Source organism: Ralstonia sp. VS2407 (assembly GCF_052950655.1).
In genome coordinates this window covers 1-13,900 of the sequence record NZ_JBRFVG010000018.1, presented here as the reverse complement: position 1 = coordinate 13,900, position 13,900 = coordinate 1, and the positions used below count along the sequence as shown (strand labels likewise).

18 protein-coding genes are annotated in these 13,900 nt (G+C 62.4%); 13 read left to right on the top strand and 5 right to left on the bottom strand.

What is annotated here, in order from left to right; genetic code table 11:
• Positions 1-63 precede the first annotated feature (63 nt).
• Positions 64-1,680, bottom strand: a complete 1,617-nt coding sequence (locus ACU8YE_RS21960) for a S41 family peptidase (RefSeq protein ID WP_446929608.1) — start codon at positions 1,678-1,680, stop codon at positions 64-66.
• Between the two features lie 118 nt (positions 1,681-1,798).
• On the bottom strand, positions 1,799-2,545 hold the full coding sequence (gpmA, locus tag ACU8YE_RS21955; protein WP_232041843.1) for a 2,3-diphosphoglycerate-dependent phosphoglycerate mutase: 747 nt from the start codon (positions 2,543-2,545) through the stop codon (positions 1,799-1,801).
• Between the two features lie 179 nt (positions 2,546-2,724).
• On the opposite strand from gpmA, the gene ACU8YE_RS21950 reads away from it, so the two are divergent.
• From ACU8YE_RS21950 to ACU8YE_RS21935, 4 genes are all read left to right on the top strand, one after another.
• Positions 2,725-3,147, top strand: a complete 423-nt coding sequence (locus ACU8YE_RS21950; protein WP_232041844.1) for a rhodanese-like domain-containing protein — start codon at positions 2,725-2,727, stop codon at positions 3,145-3,147.
• An 18-nt stretch (positions 3,148-3,165) separates the two neighbouring features.
• Positions 3,166-3,423, top strand: coding sequence for a glutaredoxin 3 (gene grxC, locus ACU8YE_RS21945; RefSeq protein WP_414560126.1), 258 nt, complete (start codon positions 3,166-3,168; stop codon positions 3,421-3,423).
• Between the two features lie 174 nt (positions 3,424-3,597).
• Positions 3,598-4,116, top strand: a complete 519-nt coding sequence (gene secB, locus ACU8YE_RS21940) for a protein-export chaperone SecB (RefSeq protein ID WP_027678352.1) — start codon at positions 3,598-3,600, stop codon at positions 4,114-4,116.
• A gap of 95 nt (positions 4,117-4,211) precedes the next feature.
• A complete protein-coding gene (locus tag ACU8YE_RS21935) occupies positions 4,212-5,228 on the top strand; it encodes an NAD(P)H-dependent glycerol-3-phosphate dehydrogenase (RefSeq protein ID WP_260803991.1) in 1,017 nt (338 codons plus the stop codon).
• A 26-nt stretch (positions 5,229-5,254) separates the two neighbouring features.
• Here the strand turns inward: ACU8YE_RS21935 and trmL are convergent, their stop codons facing one another.
• Together trmL and ACU8YE_RS21925 are read right to left on the bottom strand one after the other, a co-directional pair.
• Entirely contained in the window at positions 5,255-5,725 is a 471-nt protein-coding gene (gene trmL / locus ACU8YE_RS21930; RefSeq protein WP_440838632.1) for a tRNA (uridine(34)/cytosine(34)/5-carboxymethylaminomethyluridine(34)-2'-O)-methyltransferase TrmL, read from the bottom strand.
• A 111-nt stretch (positions 5,726-5,836) separates the two neighbouring features.
• On the bottom strand, positions 5,837-6,559 hold the full coding sequence (locus tag ACU8YE_RS21925; protein WP_446929607.1) for a ComF family protein: 723 nt from the start codon (positions 6,557-6,559) through the stop codon (positions 5,837-5,839).
• Between the two features lie 108 nt (positions 6,560-6,667).
• Here ACU8YE_RS21925 and ACU8YE_RS21920 point away from each other — a divergent pair, with 108 nt between their 5' ends.
• The 8 genes from ACU8YE_RS21920 to ACU8YE_RS21885 all read left to right on the top strand — a co-directional run bounded on the left by ACU8YE_RS21920 (position 6,668) and on the right by ACU8YE_RS21885 (position 13,152).
• Positions 6,668-7,609 (top strand): methyltransferase domain-containing protein, encoded by a 942-nt coding sequence (locus ACU8YE_RS21920; RefSeq protein WP_446929606.1) that lies wholly within the window; start codon positions 6,668-6,670, stop codon positions 7,607-7,609.
• A 192-nt stretch (positions 7,610-7,801) separates the two neighbouring features.
• Positions 7,802-8,002: a hypothetical protein gene (locus tag ACU8YE_RS21915; RefSeq protein WP_446929605.1), complete on the top strand. Its 201-nt coding sequence runs from the start codon at positions 7,802-7,804 to the stop codon at positions 8,000-8,002.
• Positions 8,003-8,234: 232 nt separating this feature from the next.
• Positions 8,235-9,491 carry a cytochrome c oxidase subunit II gene (coxB, locus tag ACU8YE_RS21910; RefSeq protein ID WP_260803987.1) on the top strand — a complete coding sequence of 419 codons (1,257 nt, stop codon included), beginning with the start codon at positions 8,235-8,237 and terminating at the stop codon, positions 9,489-9,491.
• Between the two features lie 41 nt (positions 9,492-9,532).
• A complete protein-coding gene (gene ctaD / locus ACU8YE_RS21905; protein WP_232041849.1) occupies positions 9,533-11,137 on the top strand; it encodes a cytochrome c oxidase subunit I in 1,605 nt (534 codons plus the stop codon).
• A gap of 61 nt (positions 11,138-11,198) precedes the next feature.
• Positions 11,199-11,327 (top strand): cytochrome oxidase small assembly protein, encoded by a 129-nt coding sequence (locus ACU8YE_RS21900; RefSeq protein WP_232041850.1) that lies wholly within the window; start codon positions 11,199-11,201, stop codon positions 11,325-11,327.
• Positions 11,328-11,376: 49 nt separating this feature from the next.
• Entirely contained in the window at positions 11,377-11,985 is a 609-nt protein-coding gene (locus ACU8YE_RS21895; protein WP_232041851.1) for a cytochrome c oxidase assembly protein, read from the top strand.
• A 4-nt stretch (positions 11,986-11,989) separates the two neighbouring features.
• Positions 11,990-12,202 (top strand): DUF2970 domain-containing protein, encoded by a 213-nt coding sequence (locus tag ACU8YE_RS21890; RefSeq protein WP_446929604.1) that lies wholly within the window; start codon positions 11,990-11,992, stop codon positions 12,200-12,202.
• A gap of 89 nt (positions 12,203-12,291) precedes the next feature.
• On the top strand, positions 12,292-13,152 hold the full coding sequence (locus tag ACU8YE_RS21885; RefSeq protein WP_024976748.1) for a cytochrome c oxidase subunit 3: 861 nt from the start codon (positions 12,292-12,294) through the stop codon (positions 13,150-13,152).
• A 126-nt stretch (positions 13,153-13,278) separates the two neighbouring features.
• Here ACU8YE_RS21885 and ACU8YE_RS21880 read toward each other — a convergent pair whose 3' ends face one another.
• Positions 13,279-13,488 (bottom strand): twin transmembrane helix small protein, encoded by a 210-nt coding sequence (locus tag ACU8YE_RS21880; RefSeq protein WP_024976747.1) that lies wholly within the window; start codon positions 13,486-13,488, stop codon positions 13,279-13,281.
• A 69-nt stretch (positions 13,489-13,557) separates the two neighbouring features.
• On the opposite strand from ACU8YE_RS21880, the gene ACU8YE_RS21875 reads away from it, so the two are divergent.
• Positions 13,558-13,900, top strand: a 343-nt coding sequence (locus tag ACU8YE_RS21875) for an SURF1 family protein (RefSeq protein WP_446929603.1), incomplete at its 3' end; no start/stop codon positions are given.

Genomic DNA, 13,900 nt, shown 5'->3' with positions numbered 1-13,900 from the left:
GCAATGAAAAAGGCCGTGCAGTGCACGGCCTCGTAAGTTTGCCAGTGTTTGCCGGCCGGTGTCTTAACGTGCGCCGGTGGGCTCCGGTGCGGGCTGCACGCCGCTGGCGGGAACATTCGGCTTCGGTGCGGCCGGCTCGGAAGCCGGCGCCGCCTTGCCCTTGGGCAGCTTGGCCGGCGCGCTCGATTCCTTGGCCGCCGTCGATTTCACCGCCTTGTCCGGCACCGCCGCCGCCGCCGCTTCCAGCACCGACTTCGAACGCTTGACCGGCTGACCCTTCAGGTCGGCAACCGCTTGTTGCAGCATGAAGTCTTCTGCTGAACCAAACTCGATCGGCTTCTTGTTGCGTTCCTTCTCGCGCTGCTCGGGCGTCTTCTTGGCGTTTTCCTCTTCCAGTCGACGCAGTTCTTCGATGCGGCGCTTTTCGCGCTCGGTCATCTCGGCTTCTTCCGATTCCTGCTTGTTGTGCAGGTGGCGTTCGGTGTCGATTTCGCGCGTGATCAGCGCATCGTCCGGGTCGCCGTCCGGGTTCTGGTCAACCGGAATATCGGGACGGATGCCCTTGGCCTGGATCGACTTGCCCGACGGCGTGTAGTAGTACGCGATGGTCAGCTTGATGCCGGTGTCGTTCGACAGCGGACGCACCGTCTGCACCGAGCCTTTGCCGAACGTCGTCTTGCCCATCGTCTTGGCGCGGTGATGATCCTGCAGCGCGCCGGCCACGATTTCGGAGGCCGAGGCCGTGTACGCGTTGGTCAGCACGATGATCGGCACCGTCTTGAACTCGGGGTCCAAACCGACCAGCGGATCGGAATCAAAGTTGCTCAGGCGGTAGTTGGCGAAAGTCGCCTTGTACGTACGCTTGGCATCCGGCACCTGGCCGTTGGTCGACACCACCGTCACGTCCGGCGGCAGGAAGGCAGCCGACACGCCAACTGCAGCCTGCAGCACGCCGCCGCCGTTGTTGCGCAGATCCAGGATCAGGCCCTTGAGGTGGGCGTCTTGTTTGGCCAAGTCGTTGAGCTTCTTGGCCAGGTCCGGCACGGTGCGTTCCTGGAAGCTGGTGATGCGCACCCAAGCGATGCCGTTGTCCAGCATCTTGGCCTTGACCGACTGCACCTGGATCTCGGCGCGGGTGATGGTCAGCGGGAACGTGCGCTCTTCCTTCTTGCGGTAAATCGTGAGCGTGACCTTGGTGCCCGGCGCGCCGCGCATGCGCTTGACGGCTTGCTCCAGCGGCATGCCGCGCACGGGCTTGTCGTCGATGCGGGTAATCAGGTCACCCGGCTGCACGCCAGCGCGGAAGGCGGGGGTGTCTTCAATCGGGTTGATGACCTTGACCAGGCCTTCTTCCTGCGAGATCTCGATACCCAGCCCGGCGAAGCGGCCCTGAGTCCCTTCCTGCAGCTCCTGGAAGTCCTTCTTATCCAGATAGGCCGAATGTGGGTCGAGGCTGGCGACCATGCCCTTGATCGCTTCGGTCAGCAGCTTGTCGTCGTCCACGGGCTCGACATACTCGCGCTTGATCTGGCCGAAAATGTCCGCCATGAGCCTGAGTTTCTCCAGCGGAAGCGGCCCGACCGTCGCGTTTTGCGCAGTGGCGGAGAGCTGGAGCGTTGCCAGCACCCCGGTGACGAGGCCGATGGCGATCAAGCTGATGTTCTTGAGCGAAGTTCGCATGTGTCGAGCGTGGACGTGGGAACAGTAGATAAACATGGCCCGGGACGGCTCGCGCACATCCCGGGCTACAGGCTTCGACAGTATAAAGGCGTTGGAGTGCCGTAGCGTCCGTTACGGATTATTTCGACTTGCCCTGGCTGGCCACTGCGGCAAGCGATGCGGCAATCGCTTCCTGGTCGCCCAGGTAGTAATGGCGGATCGGCTTGAGGTTGGCGTCCAGCTCATACACAAGCGGCGTGCCGTTGGGGATATTGAGACCGACGATGTCTGCGTCGGAAATGCCGTCCAGGTACTTCACCAGCGCGCGGATGCTGTTGCCGTGCGCGGCGATCACCACGCGCTTGCCGCTCTTGATGGCGGGGGCAATCGACTCGTCCCACAGCGGCAGCACGCGGGCGACGGTGTCCTTGAGGCATTCGGTCAGGGGCACCTGTTCGCGCGTCAGGCCCGCGTAGCGCGGATTGCCGAAGACGTCGTTCGTGGCGCCGGGCTCGAGGGCGGGCGGCGGCGTATCGTAGCTGCGGCGCCAGATCAGGACCTGCTCGTCGCCATATTGCGCGGCAGTTTCGGCCTTGTTCAGGCCCGACAGCGCGCCGTAGTGGCGCTCGTTCAGGCGCCATTCATTACGGGTCGGGATCCACATCAGATCCATTTCATCCTGCACGTGCCACAGCGTGCGGATCGCGCGCTTGAGCACCGAGGTGTAGGCCAGGTCGAACGTGAAGCCGGCTTCACGCAGCAGTTTGCCGCCTTGGCGGGCCTGGGCGATGCCTGTGTCGGTCAGGTCGACGTCGACCCAGCCGGTGAAGCGGTTCTCCAGATTCCACGTCGATTCGCCGTGGCGGATGAGGACGAGCTTGTGCATGACTGCCATGATGAGAAGTGAGAAAACCTGCGTGTGGCTACCTGCGGCGACGTATCGTACGTCATCGTGCAGCCGCCGAAACCGACTATTTTATAATGCCGCGAGCATTGGGCTCCCGAATCGTTCGGCTGATGTTTGCCCACTAGACTTGCCCCGACCCATCCCAGGAAACCGATACCGTGAAGTTCTTCGCCGATTACAACAACCTCGCACTGCTTGCCGTCGCCATCGTTTCGGGTCTGCTGCTGCTCTGGGCGCCCATCCAGCGCCGTATCGCGGGCGGTGGCGGCGCCAAGGTGAGTGCTCCGGTGGCCACCCAGCTCATCAACCGCCGCAATGCAGTGGTGGTGGATGTGCGCGAAAGCGGTGAGTACGCAGCCGGCCATTTGCCGCAAGCCAAGCACGCGCCGCTCGGGGAGCTTGAAGGCAAGGCTTCCGGGCTTGCAAAGAACAAAGAGACCCCCATCATCCTCGTATGCCAGACCGGCCAGCGTGCTGGCCGGGCGCAAGCAGTCCTGAAGCAAGCCGGTTACAGTGAGGTGTATTCGCTCGAGGGCGGATTGGCCGCTTGGCAGCAAGCGGGCCTTCCGGTTGTGAAATAAAGATACGAGGTTGAAGTTATGGCGCACGTGGTCATGTACAGCACCACCGTCTGCCCCTATTGCGTGGCAGCGGAACGACTCCTGAAACAGCGTGGTGTCGAGCAGATTGAAAAGATTCTCATCGATCGCGAGCCCGGCAAGCGCGAGGAGATGATGACGCGCACGAACCGCCGCACGGTTCCGCAGATTTATATCGACGAGCGCCACATCGGCGGCTTCGATGATCTGTCTGCGCTGGACCGCGAAGGTGGCTTGGTTCCGTTGCTGGTTGCCTGATTCGGCGCCCCCGATCTGGCGAGCTGCACACCACACAAAAACGCCCGGCTTTGACCGGGCGTTGTAGTTTTAGGCCGGCTCTCATAGCGGGCTCCATTTGGTCATGTACCATACGCGTCTTGCGCGGCGGACGCTTCCGCCAAGCACTGACCACATTCCATTTGAAGGCGAGTCATGAGCGACCAGCAACAGCAGCAACCGGGCCAGGATGGCCAGCCGTTCTTCAACATCCAGCGCGTCTATCTGAAGGACCTGTCGCTGGAACAACCGAACTCGCCGCACATCTTCCTCGAGCAGGAACAGCCGTCTGTGGAAGTGCAGGTCGACGTCGCCGCTTCGCAGCTGGCTGAAGGCGTGTTCGAAGTGACCGTCATCGGTACGGTGACGACCAAGGTGCAAGAGAAGGTTGCGTTCCTGGTGGAAGCCAAGCAAGCGGGCATCTTCGATATCCGCAACGTGCCGGCCGAACAGATGGACCCGCTGCTGGGCATCGCCTGCCCGACCATCGTGTACCCGTACCTGCGCTCGAACATTGCCGACACCATCGGTCGCGCCGGCTTCCAGCCGATCCACCTGGCCGAGATCAACTTCCAGGCGCTGTACGAACAACGCCTCGCCGCTGCCATGGAGCAGCAAGGCCAAGCCGGCGGCGCCGGTCTGGTGATGCCGGACGGCTCGCAGGCCACCCACTAAGTGCGAGGCGCACTGCGCCAAAGGCCCGCGCTAGCCGCACGCTTGCGCGGGCTTTTTTTTGCTCGACCTTTGCCTGACCGATGTTGAACACGCGCATGCGAATTTCCGTTTTGGGTGCCGGTGCCTGGGGCACTGCCTTGGCCAGCCACGCCGCGCAATCCCACGACGTCGTGCTGTGGGGGCGTGACGCGAACCTCGTCGCGCAGATGGCCGCCACGCACATCAATGCCCCGTATTTGCCGGGCATGAAGCTGCAGGCGTCGTTGCGTTTTTCTGCTGATTTGCAAGCTGCACTCGATCATGCGGCGGGCGACGACGGACTCGCCGTCATCGCGTCACCTGTTGCCGGGCTCGCCGACCTGACCCGCACGATTGCAGCGCACGGCCGTGTACGCAACGTGATCTGGCTGTGCAAGGGTTTCGACCCCGAGACCAGCGCACTGCCGCACGCCATCGTCGCTGATGTGTTGAAGGCATCGGGCCGTACCGACCTCGTTGTCGGTGTGCTGTCAGGGCCGAGCTTCGCCAAGGAAGTCGCGCAGGGTTTGCCATGCGCCATGACCGTCGCCTCGACCAGCGGGGTGCTGTGCAAGCTCACGCAGCGCGGCTTTCACCATCACGCGATGCGCGTGTACGCGAGCGATGACCTCGTCGGCGTGGAAGTGGGTGGTGCGGTCAAGAACGTCCTGGCCATTGCGACAGGCGCCGCGGATGGCCTGGGCCTGGGGCTGAACGCGCGCGCTGCACTGGTGACCCGCGGGCTGGCCGAAATGACGCGCCTTGGCCTGGCGCTCGGCGGTCGGCTGGAAACATTCATGGGGCTGACCGGCATGGGCGATCTGCTGCTGACCGCCACCGGTGATCTGTCACGCAACCGCACGGTCGGGATGCAGCTCGCGCAGGGCCGCTCCTTAGACGACATCCTCCACAGCCTCGGTCACGTTGCGGAAGGCGTGCGCTGTGCACGGGCCGTGGCCGCCCTGGCACGCGCCAAAGGCGTAGACATGCCGATCACCTTCACCGTCTGTGAAGTCCTGTTCGAGGGGCTCTCCGCCGCGAAAGCTGTCGAGCGCCTGCTCCAGCGTGACGCCAAATCTGAATCGGAACGCTAATCACACTTCAATAAGGGGGCGCCCGCTCAGGCGCCGCCCGCGAACCCGTTTTGCCGCCACGCCTCGAACACCACCACCGCCACGGTGTTCGATAGGTTCAGGCTGCGGTTATCTGGCCGCATTGGCAGGCGAATCCGCTGGGAAGCGGGAAACGACTCGCGCCGCTCCTCCGACAATCCGCGCGTTTCCGACCCGAAGACAAACCAGTCACCCGGCTGGAACGCCATGCTGGCAAACGGCGTTGAGCCGCGCGTGGTGAGCGCGAACATGCGCGTGGGATCGGGCTGCGCATCGCGCAGAAAGGCGTCCCAATCAGCGTGCACGCGCATCGTCGCGTACTCGTGATAGTCCAGCCCCGCGCGGCGCATGCGGGCATCTTCGAGCGGAAAACCCAGCGGTTCAATCAGATGCAGCTGCGCGCCCGTGTTGGCGCACAGGCGGATCACATTGCCGGTATTGGGCGGGATTTCGGGCTCGACAAGGACGACGTTGAACATGATGGGGCGGCAGGAGGCATTTCGGCGGCGAGCTTATCCACATTGGGAAGGGTTGTCACCTCGCCACAGCTTGGCACAGCTGGCGCGACACAATGTCGCATAAGCACGTAATCAGGGCGTGCGCAAGGCGACAACGTTGGTGACGCGGCTGGCGCCGGCACGTTTGAGTTGCGTGGCGATCTCGCCCAGGGTCGTGCCGGTGGTCATCACATCATCAACGACGCCGATGTGGTGCCCCACGATGCGCGCTGGTTCGGCGACAACGAATGCACCGAGCAGGTTTGTCAGCCGCTCGGCACGGTCCAGCGAGGCCTGTGCGGGGTTGTCGCGCACACGGTACAGGGCGTTGGCGTGGGCAGGAATGTTCAATTGGTGCGCCAGCCTGCGGGCAATCTCCCACGCCTGGTTGTAGCCGCGCGAGTGCAGGCGTGCAGGCGAGAGCGGCACCGGCAGCAGTACGTCCGGCAAGTCGCCCGGCGCAGCGGCGAGTGCGTTGCCCAATTGGCCGGCCAGCCAAGCCGCCAGCGGCAACTGCGCGCGAAACTTCAAACCGGTGACGAGGTGGTCAAGCGGCCAGTCGTAGTCTGCAATGACGACAGTTGCGTCAAAGTCGGGCGCGCCGGCCAAACAGGCGTGGCAATGTCGAGCGGTGTGCCGCGACTCCAGCGCAATGGCACATTGGATGCAGCGCCGCCTGTGCAACTGCGGTGCCAGATCGCCTATGCAGCCGCTGCACACCAGGCCACCCTGAACCGCGCCGCAAAGCGCGCAGGCGCACGGCAACAGATGACGCAGGCCGGTGCGAAACCATGCCGATAACGCGTGTTTATGCATAAAAAAAGCCGCTATCCAAGCCGATTTGCGGCCACAGCGCTATCGGACGGCGCCTCAAACTGCGGGCCGGTATACTTGGTGACCGCAGTATCCCGCCCCGTCTTGCCGATGTCTGATCCCGCTCTGTCCCGTCCAGCCGCTTTGCGGCGCGCCTTCGATCGCCGCGCCGCGCGTTTTGCCGACGTGGATTTCCTGCTGCGTGAAGTGGGCAGTCGCATGCAGGACCGGCTGTCCTATATCAAGGCCACGCCCGCGCGTGCGCTGGATTTGGGCTGCGGCCTGGGGCAAGGCTTGGCGGTACTGCGTGCGCAATATCCAGACGCACAAATCTGCGGGGTCGACTGGTCTTCCGCGATGCTGGCGCAGGCGCAGAAACTCGACCCGCAGCGCAACGATGCCGGGTGGCTCGGCCGGCTGCTGAAGAAGCGGCCAGTCTTTGACTTTGCCCAGGCGGACTTCCGCGCGCTGCCGTTTGCCGGGGCGTCGTTTGACCTGCTGTGGTCGAACCTGGCGCTGCACTGGGATCCGGCGCCGCACGCGATCTTTCCGGAATGGCACCGCGTCACCACGGAAGGCGGCCTGCTGATGTTCAGCCTGTTCGGTCCCGATACCTTACGCGAGCTGCGCAGCGCCCTGGCTGGTATCGACGCGGGCGTCCACACGCTGCGCTTTGTCGATATGCACGACATTGGCGACATGCTGGTGCATAGCCGCTGGTCCACGCCCGTCATGGACATGGAGCAGCTGACGATTACCTACGAAACGCCGCAGGCGCTGCTGGCCGACGTGCACTTGCTTGGCGGCATGGCCGGCTTGACCAACGAAGCGGGCCGCGGCCTGGCTGGCGCCGGTCTGCACACGCCGCGCTGGCGCCAGCGGCTATTCGACGCGCTCGATGCGCAACGCAATCCCGATGGGCTGATTCCGCTCACCTTCGAAATCGTTTACGGCCACGCTTGGAAGCTTGCGCCGACCCAGCGGCAGGCGTTGGACGAGCAGGGCAGGGCGATGATTCCAATCGATCTGATCCGCCGCAAACCGCGCGCCTGAAACGGTTTCAATGCGGAAACGGCATTGACCGCACGTTGTCAAGCCGGGACTTGCATAAAGGCGCTTTACCTTGTTTGGGGTCAATCGCGGCCATATAATGCGCCAGTTTGTCGCAGCAGTCCCCCAAAGGCCTATCCCGTTTTTTGCCACGGGCGAACCGTTCGGGTATGCATCCGAGGCAGGAGTGGTTCAATGCACGACATTGAAACCGCGCTCCACCCAGCATGCGGCGCCTCCACCATCTCGGAATCGCCGCGCAAGAACTGGCTCATGAAGCGAAACTGCTCGCTTTCGACCTGCCAGATCGGCTGGTTCATCCCCTTGGTCGTCATTCCCCCCGTTCGTAATCGCTTGGTTTTTTGTCTGGCAACGCGCGTGACTGGTGTCGCCTGATGCGGGGCTGGAGGTCGCGATTCTCGGATGGGCATTGCTGTACTATGCCCGCCACGCCTCCGATTATGGGCAAGTCAAGCTGGAGATGGCCGGCCCGTGATCTAGCAGGTGAGCGTCAGGCGGCGCAAGCTTGCGGACGAGCTTTCCCGGTGTTGGGACACGGGCAACCAACCCAGGTCTCATGAGCCGCGCACCGGGGCAGAGTGGAATCTGTCAATTGGGTAGATAAAAAATGAAAATGTTGAATAAGACATTGGCAAGTTTGCTGGCGGCAGGCTCCCTCCTCGCCCTCAGTCAAACGGCCCTGGCACTGGAAGACATGCCGGGCGGCCCCGCAGTGCGGCAACTCAATCTCGCGCCTCCGGTCACCAAGATCGCTGCCGAGATCCATTGGCTGCACTGGATGATGCTGATCATCTGTATCGTGATCTTCATCGGTGTATTCGGGGTGATGTTCTACTCCATTTTCAAGCACCGTAAGTCGGTGGGCCACAAGCCGGCGACGTTCCACGAAAGCACCACGGTTGAAATCATCTGGACCATCGTGCCGTTCCTTATCGTGATCGGGATGGCGCTGCCGGCCACCAAGGCCGTGGTTGCAATGAAGGACACCACCAATTCCGACCTCACCATCAAGGCTACGGGCTACCAGTGGAAGTGGGGTTACGACTACCTGAAGGGCGAAGGCGAGGGCATTTCGTTCCTCTCCACGCTCACCACCCCGCGTGACCAGATCAACAACCAGGCGCCCAAGTCGAACACATACCTGATCGAGGTCGACAACGAACTAGTCGTGCCGGTCAATCGCAAGGTGCGCATCGTCACCACCGCCAACGACGTGATCCACTCGTGGATGATCCCGGCGTTTGGCGTCAAGCAGGACGCGATCCCGGGCTTCGTGCGCGACACATGGTTCAAGGCTGAGAAGGTCGGCGTGTATCGCGGCCAGTGCGCTGAACTGTGCGGCAAGGAACATGCCTTCATGCCGATCGTGGTGCGCGTGCTTTCGCAGGACGACTACACCAAGTGGGTCGACGGCAAGAAGAAGGAAATGGCCGCCAAGGCCGATGACCCGACCAAGACCTACACGCTGGAAGAGCTGAAGTCGCGCGGCGAGAAGGTCTACACCGCCAACTGCGCGGTCTGTCACCAGCCCAACGGCAAGGGCGGCGGTCCGTTCCCGGCGCTCGATGGTTCGAAGATCGCGAATGGTCCGCTGGCTGACCACGTGAATATCGTCCTGCATGGCAAGAATGCGATGCCGCCCTGGGCTTCGGCACTCAACGATGTGGAAATTGCCTCCGTCATCACCTACGAGCGCAACAACTGGGGCAATCACACGGGTGACCTGCTGCAGCCGACGCAAGTGAAGGACGCGCGCGGCGGCAAGATGCCCGAAGGCGGTGGCGCCAAGACCGCCGCAACTGAATCCGCCGGCAAGGTGGCGTCCCAACAAGCGAACGCGGCTGAAGACCGCAACGCTGGCTGATTGATCGTCTGCGTGACGAACCGAACCCTAGGAGTTCCTCGATGAGCACCGCTGTTACGCACCCGCAAGATCACGCGCACGGTCATGGAGACGACCACGCGCACGACCATCCGCATGGCTGGCGCCGTTGGCTGTTTGCGACCAACCACAAGGACATCGGTACGCTGTACCTGCTGTTCTCCTTCATGATGCTGCTCTCGGGCGGCACGCTGGCCTTGCTGATCCGCCTTGAGCTGTTCCAGCCCGGCCTGCAGTTCTTCCACCCGGAGCTGTTCAACCAGTTCACCACGCTGCACGGCTTGATCATGGTGTTCGGCGCGATCATGCCGGCCTTCGTGGGCTTTGCGAACTGGATGATCCCGTTGCAGGTTGGCGCGTCCGACATGGCGTTTGCGCGGATGAACAACTTCAGCTTCTGGCTGCTGCCGCCTGCGGCAATGCTGCTGGTGGGCTCGTTCTTCGCACCGGGTGGCGCCACCGCTGCCGGCTGGACCCTCTATGCACCGCTGTCGGTGCAAATGGGCCCGGGTATGGACATGGCGATTTTCGCGATCCACATCATGGGCGCATCGTCGATCATGGGCGCGATCAACATCATCGTGACCATCCTGAACATGCGTGCTCCCGGCATGACGCTGATGAAGATGCCGATGTTCTGCTGGACGTGGCTGATCACGGCGTACCTGCTGATTGCTGTGATGCCGGTGCTGGCGGGGGCAATCACCATGGTGCTGACCGACCGCCACTTCGGCACCAGCTTCTTCTCGGCTGCCGGCGGCGGTGACCCGGTGATGTACCAGCACATCTTCTGGTTCTTCGGGCACCCCGAGGTGTACATCATGATCTTGCCGGCGTTCGGCATCATCAGCCAGATCGTGCCGGCCTTCGCGCGCAAGCCGCTGTTCGGCTACAGCTCGATGGTGTATGCCACGGCTTCCATCGCCATTCTGTCGTTCATCGTGTGGGCCCACCACATGTTTACGACCGGCATGCCCGTGACCGGCCAGCTGTTCTTCATGTACGCGACGATGCTGATTGCGGTGCCGACCGGCGTGAAGATCTTCAACTGGGTGGCGACGATGTGGCGCGGCTCGATGACGTTCGAGACGCCCATGCTGTTCGCAATCGGCTTCATCTTCGTGTTTACGGTGGGCGGCTTCACGGGGCTGATCCTGGCCGTGGCCCCGATCGATATCCAGCTGCAGGACACGTATTACGTGGTGGCGCACTTCCACTACGTGCTGGTGGCCGGTTCGCTGTTCGCACTGTTCGCAGGCTTCTACTACTGGGGTCCGAAGTGGTCGGGCTACATGTACAGCGAGACGCGCGGCAAGATCCACTTCTGGGGTTCGATGATCACCTTCAACCTCACGTTCTTCCCGATGCACTTCCTGGGCTTGGCTGGCATGCCGCGCCGCTATGCTGACTACCCGCAGCAGTTCGCCGACTTCAACGCCGTGGCGTCGATCGGAGCCCTGGGCTTCGGCCTGATGCAGGTGTATTTCTTCTTCTTCGTGGTGCTGCCGTCGTACCGCGGTGGCGAGAAGGCTGCCGACAAGCCGTGGGATGGCGCGGAAGGCCTGGAGTGGACCGTGCCGTCGCCGGCGCCGTTCCACACCTTTGAAGAACCGCCGCACGTGAAGTAATGCAGGTGTCGCGGGGCAGCTTGCCAATACTGGTGCCGGCCCCGCGATCCTCCGGACAACGATGTCGAATCCAGAAAAAAGCCCAACACCCGAGCAACGCGCAGCCAATCGTCGCCTGGGGCTCATCCTCGGCACGATCGCGTTGGTTTTCTTTCTGGGTGTGATTTTCAAGCGCGTGGTGTTCGGCTAGCCCGACAGGCGACGCGCCGATCGCCGAACCGAGATTTCGCGAGACCCCTATGAGCCAGACACCGGCGCAGCCGGACCCGACCCAAAACGACAAAGCCCTCGAGCGCGGCCTGAACAGGTCCATGCTCGGCAAGCTGGCCGTTGTGGTCGTGATCATGTTCGGCTTCGGTTACGCGATGGTGCCGCTGTACAAGAAGATCTGCGAGCTTACGAACATCAACGTGTTGAACACACGTGATGAAGATGGCGGCGCGCTGCGCAACTCGCAGATCGACAAGACGCGCACGATCACGGTGGAATTCGATTCGAACAGCCAAGGGCCGTTCCGCTTCCGCCCCGTCAAGAACAGCATGGATGTGCACCCCGGCGAGATCAACCAGATCGTCTACGAGGTGGTGAACAAGGAGGGGCGCACGGTCGAGGCGCAGGCCATCCCGAGTTACGCGCCCAAGCAGGCAACCGAGTTCTTCAAGAAGATCGAGTGTTTTTGTTTCAAGCAGCAGACGCTGAAGGCCAACGAGTCACGCGAGATGCCGGTGGTGTTTGTGATTGATCCGGATCTTCCCAAGGACGTGAAGACGATCACCTTGTCCTACACTTTCTTTGAAATCCACGCGCCGTCGGCCATTGCGCCGGCGATGCCGAACAAGGGAACGTGAGGACATGGACGAACTGAAGGAAGCGACCAAGCGACGCGCGTCATTCGCACAGACGATGAAGGCGGTGTTCTGGTCCTTCTTCGGTGTGCGCAAGGGCCGCGATCATGACCGCGACATGGAGCAGTTGAATCCCGTGCACGTGGTCATCGCGGGCATTCTGGCGGCGGTCATGTTTATCGTTGTGCTGCTGTTGATCGTGCGGGCAGTTGTCGGTTGAGGATTGAGAAGGTTGAGGAGACGGCCCTCGCAGCATGGGCTGGGCAACATCAAGTGGATTCCTAAAAAAATAGAGCTGGAGAAAAAGAGATGAGTGCGAATCGAGCAAACGCTCCGTACTACTTCGTGCCCGGGCCGTCGCGGCATCCGATTACGGCAAGCCTCGGCCTGCTGATCGTGCTGTTGAGCTCCGCTGCGTGGGTGAATGCTCAGCCCTGGGCCCCGTGGACGTTCCTGATCGGCCTGCTGTGGTTCCTCTTTGTGCTGCGTGCGTGGTTTGCAGACGCCATCTCCGAATCCGAGACCGGCAAGTACGGCGACCGCGTGGATGCCTCGTTCCGCTGGTCGATGAGCTGGTTCATCTTCTCGGAAGTGATGTTCTTCGCGGCGTTCTTCGGCGCGCTGTTCTATGCCCGCACGATTGCCATGCCGTGGCTCGGCGATCTGAACAACAAGCTGCTGTGGCCTGACTTCAACGCGCTGTGGCCGAACGCTGGCCCGGCCGGCACGGTTACGCCGTTCACGACGATGGGTCCGTGGCCGATTCCGACCATCAACACGGCGCTGCTGCTGACTTCCGGCGTGACGCTCACGTGGGCGCACCATGCGTTGCGTGAAGGCAAGCGCGCCCAGGTCATCCAGGGCCTGCTGCTGACGATCCTTCTGGGCTTCACGTTCATGGGCTTCCAGGCGTTCGAGTACATCCACGCCTATCACGAACTGAACCTGAAGCTGACCTCGGGCATCTATGGTTCGACGTTCTTCTTGCTGACGGGCTTTCACGGCTTCCACGTGACGATGGGTGCGATCATGCTGTCGGTGGTGCTGGGCCGTGTAATCAAGGGGCACTTCACGCCAGAGCATCACTTCGCGTTCGAAGGTGCCGCGTGGTACTGGCACTTTGTGGACGTGGTGTGGCTGGGTCTGTACGTGGTGGTGTACTGGCTGTAAGGCAGTATGGGATTGGGGTGGCGCTGCGCCGCCGTGTAACCCTGCCCACGACAGGCGAAGACAATGCCGCAGACGGGACACCGCTGCGGCGTTTTCGTTTTTCTGGCGTGAGCGATTTGCTCGCGGCTATTGGCCGAAGCGGATGCCGGTGCTGTGAATCCACCCCAGCCGGTTCGCGACCAGGATGAAGATGAATAGCGCGATCGAGAAACCGACGCGGAACATCAAGGAGCGAACGGTGCGGTTGCTGTGGCCCTTATCGCGCATCAGGAAGAACAGTGCGGAGGCAAGGCTGCCGAGGATCAGCAGAAACGCAATGGCAACGACGATGCGCATGGAGGGTTACGGGTTGGGCGATGAGGGGTTGGAAATGGCTGCCAAGCATTATCTCACCGAGGCTACGCAATGACCGTGCGCGTGCCGATGCGGCGTTGGTTTGCGCCTGTGCCGATGCTGGCGGGTGCGGCGTTGATCGCGCTCACGTGCTCGCTCGGCCGTTGGCAGCTTTCGCGTGCGCACGAGCGCATTGAGCGGCAGGCCCGTATCGTGGCGCTGGAAAATGCGCCCGCGCAGCGCATCACCGCTCAGCCTGTGACGGCAGATTCAGTGATGTACCGACCGGTGCTGCTGCGCGGAACGTTCGACGTGGCGCACACGGTGCTGCTGGAAAATCGCCCACACGTCACCAACGACGTATCGCGCCCCGGCTTCGAAGTGCTCATCCCGCTCAAGCTGGAAGGGGCGGGCG

Bases quoted from the DNA above. Each gene is read 5' to 3' on its own strand.
- ACU8YE_RS21890 (WP_446929604.1), top strand. From the start codon at position 11,990: ATGGACGAACTGAAGGAAGCGACCAAGCGACGCGCGTCATTCGCACAG.
- secB (WP_027678352.1), top strand. From the start codon at position 3,598: ATGAGCGACCAGCAACAGCAGCAACCGGGCCAGGATGGCCAGCCGTTC.
- ACU8YE_RS21880 (WP_024976747.1), bottom strand. From the start codon at position 13,488: ATGCGCATCGTCGTTGCCATTGCGTTTCTGCTGATCCTCGGCAGCCTT.
- gpmA (WP_232041843.1), bottom strand. From the start codon at position 2,545: ATGCACAAGCTCGTCCTCATCCGCCACGGCGAATCGACGTGGAATCTG.
- ACU8YE_RS21935 (WP_260803991.1), top strand. From the start codon at position 4,212: ATGCGAATTTCCGTTTTGGGTGCCGGTGCCTGGGGCACTGCCTTGGCC.
- trmL (WP_440838632.1), bottom strand. From the start codon at position 5,725: ATGTTCAACGTCGTCCTTGTCGAGCCCGAAATCCCGCCCAATACCGGC.
- ACU8YE_RS21915 (WP_446929605.1), top strand. From the start codon at position 7,802: ATGCACGACATTGAAACCGCGCTCCACCCAGCATGCGGCGCCTCCACC.
- ACU8YE_RS21925 (WP_446929607.1), bottom strand. From the start codon at position 6,559: ATGCATAAACACGCGTTATCGGCATGGTTTCGCACCGGCCTGCGTCAT.
- ACU8YE_RS21960 (WP_446929608.1), bottom strand. From the start codon at position 1,680: ATGCGAACTTCGCTCAAGAACATCAGCTTGATCGCCATCGGCCTCGTC.
- grxC (WP_414560126.1), top strand. From the start codon at position 3,166: ATGGCGCACGTGGTCATGTACAGCACCACCGTCTGCCCCTATTGCGTG.
- ACU8YE_RS21895 (WP_232041851.1), top strand. From the start codon at position 11,377: ATGAGCCAGACACCGGCGCAGCCGGACCCGACCCAAAACGACAAAGCC.
- coxB (WP_260803987.1), top strand. From the start codon at position 8,235: ATGAAAATGTTGAATAAGACATTGGCAAGTTTGCTGGCGGCAGGCTCC.
- ACU8YE_RS21920 (WP_446929606.1), top strand. From the start codon at position 6,668: ATGTCTGATCCCGCTCTGTCCCGTCCAGCCGCTTTGCGGCGCGCCTTC.
- ACU8YE_RS21900 (WP_232041850.1), top strand. From the start codon at position 11,199: ATGTCGAATCCAGAAAAAAGCCCAACACCCGAGCAACGCGCAGCCAAT.
- ACU8YE_RS21885 (WP_024976748.1), top strand. From the start codon at position 12,292: ATGAGTGCGAATCGAGCAAACGCTCCGTACTACTTCGTGCCCGGGCCG.
- ctaD (WP_232041849.1), top strand. From the start codon at position 9,533: ATGAGCACCGCTGTTACGCACCCGCAAGATCACGCGCACGGTCATGGA.